The organism is Sulfitobacter noctilucicola (assembly GCF_000622385.1).
In the GTDB taxonomy this organism is placed as follows: domain Bacteria; phylum Pseudomonadota; class Alphaproteobacteria; order Rhodobacterales; family Rhodobacteraceae; genus Sulfitobacter; species Sulfitobacter noctilucicola.
The window spans coordinates 78,904-89,942 of the sequence record NZ_JASD01000002.1 but is presented as its reverse complement, the minus strand read 5'-3'; the positions used below and the strand labels follow the sequence as shown (position 1 = coordinate 89,942).

13 protein-coding genes are annotated in these 11,039 nt (G+C 58.2%); 9 read left to right on the top strand and 4 right to left on the bottom strand.

Going from position 1 to position 11,039, the window contains the following annotated elements; translation table 11 throughout:
- The first annotated feature begins 1 nt into the window (after position 1).
- The 8 genes from bchZ (at position 2) to dxs (ending at position 6,445) form a co-directional block, all read left to right on the top strand.
- On the top strand, positions 2 to 1,465 hold the full coding sequence (bchZ, locus tag Z946_RS0100880) for a chlorophyllide a reductase subunit Z (protein ID WP_025053865.1): 1,464 nt from the start codon (positions 2 to 4) through the stop codon (positions 1,463 to 1,465).
- The gene (pufQ, locus tag Z946_RS0100875) at positions 1,462 to 1,695 is read left to right on the top strand and encodes a cytochrome PufQ (protein WP_025053864.1); all 234 of its coding nucleotides are present in this window, start codon (positions 1,462 to 1,464) and stop codon (positions 1,693 to 1,695) included. The genes bchZ and pufQ overlap by 4 nt, the downstream gene beginning before the upstream one ends.
- A 171-nt stretch (positions 1,696 to 1,866) precedes the next feature.
- Positions 1,867 to 2,022: a light-harvesting antenna LH1, beta subunit gene (pufB, locus tag Z946_RS0100870; RefSeq protein ID WP_025053863.1), complete on the top strand. Its 156-nt coding sequence runs from the start codon at positions 1,867 to 1,869 to the stop codon at positions 2,020 to 2,022.
- 17 nt (positions 2,023 to 2,039) lie between these two features.
- Positions 2,040 to 2,204, top strand: coding sequence for a light-harvesting antenna LH1, alpha subunit (gene pufA, locus Z946_RS0100865; protein WP_025053862.1), 165 nt, complete (start codon positions 2,040 to 2,042; stop codon positions 2,202 to 2,204).
- A 104-nt stretch (positions 2,205 to 2,308) separates the two neighbouring features.
- The gene (gene pufL / locus Z946_RS0100860; RefSeq protein WP_025053861.1) at positions 2,309 to 3,142 is read left to right on the top strand and encodes a photosynthetic reaction center subunit L; all 834 of its coding nucleotides are present in this window, start codon (positions 2,309 to 2,311) and stop codon (positions 3,140 to 3,142) included.
- 14 nt (positions 3,143 to 3,156) lie between these two features.
- On the top strand, positions 3,157 to 4,083 hold the full coding sequence (gene pufM / locus Z946_RS0100855; RefSeq protein ID WP_025053860.1) for a photosynthetic reaction center subunit M: 927 nt from the start codon (positions 3,157 to 3,159) through the stop codon (positions 4,081 to 4,083).
- 13 nt (positions 4,084 to 4,096) lie between these two features.
- Positions 4,097 to 4,333, top strand: a complete 237-nt coding sequence (gene pufX / locus Z946_RS0100850) for an RC-LH1 core complex protein PufX (protein WP_025053859.1) — start codon at positions 4,097 to 4,099, stop codon at positions 4,331 to 4,333.
- 198 nt (positions 4,334 to 4,531) lie between these two features.
- Positions 4,532 to 6,445: a 1-deoxy-D-xylulose-5-phosphate synthase gene (dxs, locus tag Z946_RS0100845; protein ID WP_025053858.1), complete on the top strand. Its 1,914-nt coding sequence runs from the start codon at positions 4,532 to 4,534 to the stop codon at positions 6,443 to 6,445.
- Positions 6,446 to 6,452: 7 nt separating this feature from the next.
- Here dxs and idi read toward each other — a convergent pair whose 3' ends face one another.
- From idi to chlG, 4 genes are read right to left on the bottom strand one after another with little or no spacing between them, the layout of a single operon-like run.
- Entirely contained in the window at positions 6,453 to 6,983 is a 531-nt protein-coding gene (gene idi, locus Z946_RS0100840; protein ID WP_241461280.1) for an isopentenyl-diphosphate Delta-isomerase, read from the bottom strand.
- Between the two features lie 21 nt (positions 6,984 to 7,004).
- Positions 7,005 to 8,198, bottom strand: a complete 1,194-nt coding sequence (locus Z946_RS0100835) for a geranylgeranyl diphosphate reductase (protein ID WP_025053856.1) — start codon at positions 8,196 to 8,198, stop codon at positions 7,005 to 7,007.
- 2 nt (positions 8,199 to 8,200) lie between these two features.
- Positions 8,201 to 9,469: a BCD family MFS transporter gene (locus Z946_RS0100830; RefSeq protein WP_025053855.1), complete on the bottom strand. Its 1,269-nt coding sequence runs from the start codon at positions 9,467 to 9,469 to the stop codon at positions 8,201 to 8,203.
- Positions 9,466 to 10,365 carry a chlorophyll synthase ChlG gene (chlG, locus tag Z946_RS0100825; protein ID WP_025053854.1) on the bottom strand — a complete coding sequence of 300 codons (900 nt, stop codon included), beginning with the start codon at positions 10,363 to 10,365 and terminating at the stop codon, positions 9,466 to 9,468. Before chlG ends, Z946_RS0100830 begins: the two co-directional genes overlap by 4 nt.
- 171 nt (positions 10,366 to 10,536) lie before the next feature.
- On the opposite strand from chlG, the gene Z946_RS0100820 reads away from it, so the two are divergent.
- Entirely contained in the window at positions 10,537 to 10,983 is a 447-nt protein-coding gene (locus Z946_RS0100820) for a c-type cytochrome (protein ID WP_025053853.1), read from the top strand.
- The last annotated feature ends 56 nt before the right edge of the window (positions 10,984 to 11,039 follow it).

The following is an 11,039-nucleotide window of genomic DNA, read 5'->3' as shown; positions in this document are numbered from 1 at the left end:
CATGCTAGTGCAGGACCACGACCGCGCTGGCGGATACTGGGGTGCGATCTATGCTTTCTGCGCCGTCAAAGGGTTGCAATGTGTAATCGACGGTCCGGTGGGTTGCGAGAACCTACCGGTGACTTCGGTCCTGCATTATACCGATGCGCTGCCACCGCACGAATTGCCGATTGTTGTCACCGGACTTGGCGAAGGTGAAATGGGATCGGGCACCGAGGAGGCGATGAAACGCGCCTGGGAGGTGCTGGACCCTGCGCTGCCCGCAGTCGTTGTGACCGGGTCAATTGCCGAGATGATCGGCGGCGGTGTCACGCCCATGGGCACAAACATCCAGCGATTCCTGCCGCGCACGATTGATGAGGACCAGTGGGAAGCCGCAGATCGGGCGATGACATGGATCTTTACCGAATTCGGGATGACCAAAGGCCGGATGCCACCCGAGAAGAAACGCGAGGAAGGGGCCAAGCCACGCATCAACATTTTGGGTCCGATGTATGGCACGTTCAATATGCCATCCGATTTGCACGAAATCCGTCGTCTGGTCGAAGGGATCGGGGCAGAAGTGAATATGGTCATGCCGCTAGGCAGCCATGTGGGCGAGATGCGCAATCTGGTAAATGCGGATGTAAACATCTGCATGTACCGCGAATTCGGACGCGGCCTGTGCGAAGTGCTTGGCAAGCCCTATCTGCAAGCGCCGGTTGGCGTCGATAGCACGACGAAGTTTCTGCGCACGCTGGGTGAGATGCTCGACCTCGATCCGGAACCCTTCATCGAGCAGGAAAAGCATTCAACGATCAAACCTGTCTGGGATTTGTGGCGGTCTGTTACGCAGGATTTCTTTGCCACTGCCTCTTTCGGGATTGTGGCAAACGAGACCTACGCGCGTGGCATCCGGAATTTTCTTGAGAATGACCTGGGGTTGCCCTGCGCTTTTGCGGTCGCCCGTACGCGCGGGAAGAAGACCGATAATGATCAGGTGCGTGCGATGGTGCATGAAAAGCGCCCGCTGATCCTGATGGGGTCCATCAACGAAAAGATGTATCTGGCCGAAATGAAAACGGGCTTTGGTCCGGCTCCTACGTTCATTCCGGCGAGCTTTCCCGGTGCCGCTATTCGCCGTGCAACCGGCACGCCGTTTATGGGCTACGCAGGGGCGACATATATTGTGCAGGAAGTGTGCAACGGTCTGTTTGACGCGCTCTTTCACATCCTGCCGCTGGCTTCTGAAATGGATGCCACGCCCGCCACACCGACCCCACTCAGACGTGATTTTCCATGGGACGCCGATGCACAGGCGAAGCTGGACGAGATCGTCGCAAGCCATCCGATCCTGACACGGATTTCCGCCGCCAAAACCCTGCGCGATGCCGCTGAAAAGCGTGCACTTGATGCCGGGGAAGAGCGGGTTGTTCTGGAAACGGTGCAAGGACTGCAACCTGCTTCGGGAGGAGCCAAACCATGACTGACATGACAACTGATACCCACGTCGCATCCAGTGGCCGCGCCAAACACGCCGCCCCTATCCGCGAGTATTACGTCTATTTCGCAGTGATCTTTGCAGCGACGCTGCCTTTGACCTGCCTGACATGGACCCTGACCGCATTGCGCCGGATGGAGTTGCCTGCACGCGGCCCCGTCAAGGCGGCGTGGTCACAGGCCCGTATCATAACGCCACGCATCTTTTCCGCGTGAGCCCGTTGCCTGCGCACTAGCCCCGCGCAGGCAACCGAAATTCGGGAGCCTCCCCGAGAAAGAGGTTCATCACTCCCCCCCGGGGTGGTGGATTAGAGCAGGGGATGAGCCCCTGTTGTAACCCCGCCGCGGGGGGTACGCGGCGTCGGCACTTTTTCTAAGGAGAAAAACATGGCTGATAAAAATGACCTGTCCTTCACAGGTTTGACAGACGAGCAAGCGCAGGAACTGCACTCGGTCTATATGAGCGGCTTTATGATCTTCACGATCGTAGCTTTGGTTGCCCATTTGCTGACGTATTTCAAACTGCCTTGGTTCGCTTGGTAAACGAGGAGATCTGAAAAATGGCACAGTTTTACAAAATCTGGCTGATCTTCGACCCACGTCGCGTTTTCGTGGCGCAGGGCGTTTTCCTGTTTCTGCTTGCAGCGATGATTCACCTCGTCCTGCTCTCGAACCCAGAGACGAATTGGTTCAACCGCGCCTTTGGCACGGAAGCAGCAGAGTAAGCGATCGGCTTTACGACAAAGCAGTGGGCAACGGTACCGCCGTTGCCCGCCGCAAACCAACACATTCACGTGCTGCGTTTGCGTAGCGCAAAAGGAGAAAGAAGATGGCACAGCTCAGCTTCGAAAGAAAATACCGGGTCCGGGGCGGGACGCTGGTTGGCGGAGATCTGTTCGACTTCTGGGTGGGGCCTTTTTACGTCGGCTTTTTTGGCGTCACGACGTTCTTTTTCGCCGCACTCGGCACGATACTGATTTTCTACGGCGCGGCCCTTGGGGATACCTGGAACCCATGGCTGATATCGATCAATCCCCCTTCGCTTGAGGTGGGGCTGGGGATGGCACCACTGGCCGAAGGCGGTTTGTGGCAAATCATCACCATGTGTGCGACGCTGGCCTTTGTCAGCTGGGCACTGCGCGAGGTCGAGATTTGTCGCAAACTTGGCATGGGGTTTCATGTGCCCGTCGCCTTTGGCGTGGCCATTCTGGCCTATGTCACGCTGGTAATTATCCGCCCCTTGTTGATGGGGGCCTGGGGTCATGGATTCCCTTACGGGATTTTCAGCCACCTCGATTGGGTGAACAACGTCGGATATGCCTACGGCAACTTCCATTACAATCCTGCGCATATGGTCGCGATCACTTTCTTCTTCACGACCTGTCTGGCGCTTGCGCTGCACGGTTCGCTTGTTCTGTCAGCGGTCAACACAGGTGGCAAACAAAACAACATCGTCACACCTGATCACGAAGACACCTATTTCCGCGATCTTATCGGCTATTCAATCGGGCCGCTCGGCATCCATCGCCTCGGATTGCTCTTGGCGCTGAACGCGGGGCTATGGAGCGCGATCTGTATCGTGATCTCGGGCACGATCTGGTTCGACCAGTGGTCTGCTTGGTGGGATTGGTACGCTGATTTGCCCTGGTGGGCTGACCTGTAAGGAGGGTATGAAAAATGGCTGAATATCAGAACATCTTCACACAGGTCCAGGTGCAGGGACCGCCCGAAATGGGGGTAGACCCGCACGGGCTGCTGAACCGGGAGCGCACCAAGAACGCCAGCTTTTCTTCGCTGGCGGGATTGTTCGGCAACGCACAACTGGGCCCGATCTATCTGGGCACCTTTGGTGTGGTGTCGCTGGCAACGGGGTTCTTGTGGTTCTTTATCGTCGGCATGAACTTCTGGTGGCAGGTAGATTATTCGCCCGCCCTGTTCATGCGCGAACTTTTCTGGCTGGCGCTGGAGCCACCCGCCGAAGAATACGGGCTTGGCATTCCGCCGCTGATGGAAGGCGGGTGGTTCCTGATTGCCTCGTTCTTCTTGTTGGTGTCGGTCATCAGCTGGTGGATCCGCACCTACCTGCGTGCCGAAGAGTTGGGGATGGGCAAACATGTTGCTTGGGCCTTTGCCTCTGCCATCTGGTTGTTCCTTGTACTGGGCCTGTTCCGTCCGATCCTCATGGGCAGCTGGTCACATGCGGTGCCCTACGGGATTTTCCCGCACCTTGACTGGACCAACCTGTTCTCGTTGACCTACGGCAACCTGTTCTACAACCCGTTCCACGCGTTGAGCATTGTATTCCTTTATGGCTCTGCACTGCTGTTTGCGATGCATGGCGCGACGATCCTCGCGGTCAGCCGTTATGGCGGTGAGCGTGAGATCGAACAGATCGTGGACCGCGGCACAGCATCCGAGCGTGCGGCCCTGTTCTGGAGATGGACCATGGGGTTCAACGCCACGATGGAAGGCATTCACCGCTGGGCTTGGTGGTTTGCGGTTCTGACAACGCTTACAGGCGGCATCGGAATTTTGCTGACCGGCACGGTCGTGGACAACTGGTTTGTCTGGGCACAAGAGCACGGCTACGCGCCGCTTGATTGATAGGAGAGAGACTATGACGGACAACAACGACTATCTCCGCACCGGCGACAGCACCTTCCGGCTTCGGGCTGATGTCCTTGCGCTGATGCTGAAAGGGGCGGGATATGCTGCGCTTTTCTGCTTCGTGGTCGGGTTCTTTATCTGGGTGATTTATGCGGTCGGATTGCTGCTACCAGAGGAATCAAAGGAAGCCGACGATCCTACGCCCTATTCCTACAACCTGACGGTCGGAACTGACCAGCAGGCCTGAGAATTGGCAGGGCCGTGCGCGGCCTTGCCCACCCGTTCCGATCTGGTCATGTCCCTTGACCCTATCGGATACCGTCGAGAAGAGGCTTTCTCGACATGTCCTGTTGGCTACGGGAACCGGGGGAGACAACGTCGTACCCGATGCTGTCTCCCTCAATCCCGGGCCAACGGGCACCTTGCATTCAAAAGGAGCCTGCACATGTCACATTCCGCTACCCCTTTGCTCGACCGCATTCGTGATCCGAGTGACCTTAAGGGCCTGTCGATTAGCGAGCTGCGCAGCCTTGCGGATGAATTGCGTCACGAGGTGATTGGCGCAGTGGCGCAGACTGGCGGCCATCTGGGATCTTCACTTGGCGTGGTTGAACTGACGGTTGCGCTGCATGCGGTGTTTGACACGCCTCGTGACAAGCTGGTCTGGGACGTCGGCCACCAGTGTTACCCGCATAAGGTGCTGACGGGGCGCCGCGACCGGATGCACACGCTGCGGCAGGAAGGTGGGCTTTCCGGTTTCACCAAACGCAGCGAGTCTGAATATGACCCGTTCGGTGCCGCGCACAGCTCTACATCGATATCTGCCGCGCTGGGATTCACCGTGGGGCGTGATATGGCGCAGCCGACAGGTGATGCGATTGCCGTGATCGGTGACGGCTCCATCAGCGCTGGCATGGCCTATGAAGCGATGAACAACGCAGGAGCCGAGGGGCGGCGGATGTTCGTGATCCTGAATGACAATGAAATGAGCATCGCGCCGCCGGTCGGGGCCATGTCGAAATACCTCAGCGGCCTTTACGGCTCGCCCTTTGGCGGCCTGCAGCAGGTTGCCGAAGGGTTCGAGGCGGCATTGCCCGGCCCGCTGCGCGATCATGCAAGACGGGCGCGCCAGATGGTGACAGGTGCGGTTGGTGCACAAAGCACGCTTTTTGAGGAACTAGGCTTTCAATATGTTGGTCCGATCAACGGGCATGACATGGAGCAATTGATGACCGTTCTGCGTGCATCGCGTGCGCGGGCGACGGGGCCGGTCCTGATCCATTGCTGCACGGTCAAGGGCAAGGGATATGCCCCGGCAGAGCAATCGGCAGACAAGTATCACGGCGTTGGCAAGTTTGAAGTCGCAACTGGCACGCAGGCCAAGAAGCGGCCAAACGCCCCGAGTTATACAAAAGTGTTCGGCGATGCGCTGAGCCGGATGGCTGAGGATGATCCGAAAATTGTGGGCATAACAGCAGCGATGCCGGGTGGTACGGGGATGGATATCTTTGCCAAGGCGCACCCCAAACGGATGTTTGATGTCGGTATCGCCGAGCAGCACGGCGTCACCTTTGCCGCAGGTATGGCAGCTTCGGGTCTGAAGCCTTTCTGTGCGATCTACTCTACGTTTCTACAACGCGGCTACGACCAGATTGTACATGACGTTGCCTTGCAAAACCTGCCTGTGCGCTTTGCGATTGACCGCGCGGGTCTTGTCGGTGCCGACGGGGCAACCCATGCGGGTGCCTTTGACATCGGGTATTTGTCACCGCTGCCGAATATGACGGTGATGGCGGCAGCGGATGAAGCGGAGTTAGTGCATATGGTCGCCACTGCTGCTGCTCACGATAGCGGTCCGATTGCCTTTCGCTATCCGCGCGGCGAAGGCGAGGGGGTTCCACTGCCGCAGGTGGGAGAGGTCCTTGAGATTGGCAAAGGTCGGGTATTGCAGCTGGGGGCCGATGTGGCGATCCTGTCGTTCGGTGCCCATCTGGGAGAGAGCCATAAAGCAGTGAAGGTTCTTGAAGGTGAGGGCCTTACAGTTACCCTGGCCGACGCGCGCTTTGCCAAGCCGCTGGACCGCGATCTTTTGCACAAGCTGGCCCGCAACCACCGCGCGTTAATCACGGTGGAGCAGGGCGCACGCGGCGGATTTGGCGCGATGGTGCTGCATGATCTGGCGCAGGAAGGATTGCTGGACGGCACGCTTGCCATTCGCACGATGACCCTGCCGGACCGCTTTATCGATCAGGCAGCGCCCGATGCGATGTACGCGGATGCCGGTCTGACTGCGACAGATATAGCGGCAACGGCTTTGCAGGCGATGGGCCGTGCAAAGGTATCAGGCCGCGTGATCTGAAGGGGGATCATTGTGATCCGAGGATCATATCCGCGTGTTGTGCCAGATAGATGCGCAGCCATGGCGTAAAGACATCGGGGTGGGCTGCAATCTCGGCAGCGAGGGCATCCGGCGCGATCCAACGCGTATCCATAACTTCATCCGGGTTCGGCACCAGCGGCATGTCTGATGGCGCGTCGGCAAGGTAGACTTCGACCACCTCGTGTTCGGTTAGACCGTTGCCGACATCGGCGCGGTATTCGACTTGCCCGCGGTGGGATAATGCAAGACCGGTGATCCCAAGCTCTTCGTTCAGGCGCCGGTCTGCACAGGCAAGTGGGTCTTCGCCCCAGGCGGGATGGGTGCAGCAGGTATTCGCCCACAGCCCCGGCGTGTGATATTTGCCAAGGGCACGTTGCTGGATCAGGATCATGCCGTCGCGGATCACGAAAACCGACACGGCCAGATGCCGCAGCCCCCGCTGGTGTGCGGCAAGCTTTTCAACAGGCGTCAGCGCGCCGTCGACCCATGCAGGGATCATGATGTCAGTGGGGATCATCCCGCCGTCCATTGCCGTTCCTCAGACGTGGTTTTCTGACACAAGCCCTGACAGATGCGCAAGGTTCTTGATGCCGATTTTGAGGTGCGCCATGGGCCGCGCCTTGACCAGCCTTTTGTTCATATAGGCCTCGAACGTCAGGGTTTGAACATCGACGTCATGACAAAGCGAGACAAAGCGTTCGCGGCGCATGTCCGATTTGTAGTAGGCGTTCTGCATTGCGCCGAGAACTTTGAAGACCTGACCGTGTTCGCCCATGAACATCTTGCGCGCGAGTTTCAGGTCCTTTGCCATACCGGTGCGCAGATGGCGGGCTGTGGCAAGTGCGACCGCGGTGCCGCAGGCCATTGCGTAATAAATCCCTTCGCCGGAGGACGGTGCCACGACGCCCGCCGCATCACCGGTCAGGATCACGTCTTTGCCGTTGTCCCAGCGGTCCAGCGGTTTGAGTGGAATGGGCGCACCTTCGCGCCGGATGGTTTTGCACGCCGCAAGGCCCGAGGCTTCGCGCAGATCTGCCGTGGCTTTTTTCAGGTCGACACCATCAACGCAGGTGCCCATGCCCACGCTTGCGGATTTGCCGTGGGGAAAAACCCAGCCGTAAAAGTCCGGACTGATCCTGCCGTCATAGATCACATCGCAGCGCAGGGGATTGTAGTTTTCGGTTGTCGCTTCAGGCGCTTCGATGATCTCGTGATAGGCGATGACATAAGGGATCTTCTCGCCACCGGGGACTTCTGCCGCCGCAATCTTTGAACGGGCACCATCGGCACCAATCACCATGCGACAGCAGAGCGAAAGTGTCTCTCCGCTTGTCTTGTCACGGTAGTGCACATGGGTGCCCTGCGCGTCGCGGGTTATTTTGGTATAGGTGCCGGTCAGGCGCGTGGCTCCGCTTTGGGCGGCACGGACGCGCAGATATTCGTCAAAGTTTTCGCGGTCGACCATGCCGACATATCCATTTTCGATCGGGATATCGACGTGGCGACCGGTGGGGGAGATCATGCGGGCGGTTCTGATGCGGGCGACGATCTGCGTATCGGGAATATCGTAGTCCTGGATCATACGCGGCGGCACTGCACCGCCGCAGGGTTTGATCCGGCCATCGCGGTCCAGAAGCGCTACAGCATAGCCGCGCGTGGCAAGGTCAGCTGCTGCCGTTGCACCCGACGGGCCGCCACCAACAACAACAACGTCATAAGTTGTGTCCGACATAATTATTCTCCGGGAACGAGGGCAGCGGTGTTGCTGCGTTTGGTATCCATGATGTGCAAGGCCATGAAAGCGGCAGCGATGAACAGCGCGGCTTCGGCGGCAAAGACGATGCCAAAGGCGGTCGCATCCGGTTGAAAACTGCGCATGATATCGACAGCGGCGGCACCGGTCAGACCGCCAAAACCGGCAGCGATGGCTTGCGCGGCACCCCATAGACCCATGCGGGTGCCTTCGCGCTGTCCGCGACCCTCGGCGGCAAGGGCCATCATCGAGCCGATGGCCGCCACCGCAAACATGCCGTTGAAAAAGCCCAAGGCGATAACCAGTGGTGTCAGGGAGAAGGCTGCGGAAGATATGGCGATGAGACAAAGGGCCGACCCCAAGCATCCCGCGATTATCCAACTGCGCAGGGCACCACGTTTGAATCCGGTTGCCACAATGCCGACAGTCAGCATGCCCAGAAAGACGCCGCCGTTCTGTGCACCCGAAAGTGAGGTCGATTGTCCGGGCGTGAAGTCCCAAACGAGACCGGCGAACGGCTCCAGTATCAGTTCCTGCATGAAATAGGCATTCATCGAGAGAAAGACGAAGATGGTGAAGTTACGTGCTTTGCGTTCGGCCCAGACTTCGGCAAGCCCTTGCATAAAGGGCATAGGATCGGGGGAACGTCTAACCGTGACCCGCGCTTCGATGCCGCGCACGGCAATGACGGTAAGCAGGCAGGCTAGCGTCACGACGATTGCCACAATGGTCAGCAGGCGGGCGGGTGAATAGGGGTCGAGAAAGCTGCCCGCGATACCTGCGGTCAGTGCGATGCCAAAGATCATCATCAGCCAGGTGATCGTAGCGGCGGCTGCACGGCGTTCGGGCGCGGTTGCCGTAGCGAGTAGCGCAAGCAGCGATGTGCCCGAGGCACCGACACCGATACCGATAAGAGTATAGGCTATGACCGATAGGAGGAGACCACCCCAGAAGCTGGTAGCAAAAAGTGTGACGCCGAAGGCAGCGAGGAAGCCGCCAAGGCCAAGAATGAACATTCCTGCGATTATCCATTTGGTGCGATTGCCGCCGGTATCGGACAGAAACCCCCAGCGGGGTCTGGACAGTTGTATGCCGTAGTGCAAACCGACCAGCATACCCGGCAAGACAGCGGGCAGCGCGAATTCCACAACCATCAGGCGATTGAGTGTTGACGTCGTGAGCACGACAATTGCACCCAATGCCATTTGAACAAGACCCATGCGGGCGATTTGTGACCACGACAGGGTCATGCGAATGCCCTTAGGGCAAAAGCAGCGATCATCATGCCACTGACATAAAGGGCAACGCCTGTACCGTTGTACCATGGCGTGTTCGCTTTAGGGTCGCGCAGCAGCACACGCATGGCGGCGAATTGAAGTGCGAGGACAGCGACAATGCCCAATGCGTGCAGGGGTTGGCCCCACGTGGTCAGCAACAGAATGACAATGATCTGAGGGACGGACATTCCCCAGCAGGCAACGCGCGCGGCGCGTTCGGGGCCAAGTGTGACCGGCAGTGAGTTGATGCCGGTTTTCCTGTCGCCCTCCAGCGCCTTGAAGTCATTCAAGGTCATAATGCCATGTGCACCCAAAGCGTAGAGGGTCGCGATGACAATGGTTTGCCATGCGGGCGCACCTGCCGCAAGAACTGCGGCACCGGTAATCCACGGTAATCCCTCGTAGCACAAGCCGACAAGCCCCGGCCCCCACCAGCCGGATTTCTTCAGGCGGACCGGTTCGGCAGAATAGGCCCACGCGGCGAGGACACCCACGACCGTGGCACCAAATCCCCAAGACCCAAGCTGGGTGCCGACGATAAGAGCCAAAGCAGACATGGCGAGGGCGATCCAAAGACCCCAGCGGCCTGGAATACGTCCCGAAGGGATCGGGCGGTGGGGTTCGTTGATGGCGTCCACATGCCGGTCGCACCAGTCATTCGCGGCCTGCGACATGCCACACACAATCGGTCCGGCCAGAAGAACCCCAAGCAGGATCAGGGGCCATTGGCCCGACAGCGCCATGCCGGATGAAACGACGCCGCACATATATGCCCACATCGGAGGAAACCATGTTATCGGTTTAATGAGGCGCAGCATTGCCGAAAGCTCGGGCAGCCGTCGTGGTGTAATATCAATCGCTGTGCTCATAATGTAAACCTAGCCTGACAGTACGCGAGTCGACAAGTGTAATGTTTAGTGGACATAGTGCCGACAGGCGTGCGACAAGATGGCATATGCGCAAGTTTTTCGTCCTAAGGCTTTTTCTTTCAGCGGGACGGGCTACGTGTGCAGTCGATCAAGACAAAACGGGAGAATAATATGAATACGTTGAAAGCTGCCGCAGTTGGTTTTGCTCTGGTTGCTGGTCCGGCGTTCGCCGATGGTCACGCAACCGGCGACGCGGAAGCGGGCGAAGGTGTCTTTAAGAAGTGTAAGGCATGCCATTCGATCGTTGATGGCGAAGGTGAAGTAGTCGTCAAAGGTGGACGGAACGGGCCGAACCTTTACGGCCTCTATACCCGTGTAGCCGGCAGCGACGAAGATTTCGCCAAGAAGTATGGTGATTCACTTGTCGAAGCAGGCGAAAACGGTCTGGAGTGGGACGAAGGAAACTTCGTATCCTATGTTGCTGATCCACGTGCATTCCTGCGCGAATACAACGACGACAAAAAAGCGCGTTCAAAGATGTCATTCAAACTGGGTGACGAAGAAGATGCCAAAAACGTCTGGTCTTACATCGTGTCGGTCGGACCGGCACCTGAGTAAGTTTCTCAGCGTCTGACAAAAGTTAAATTACGGAAGGCAGTTGCGAGAGAAACGCA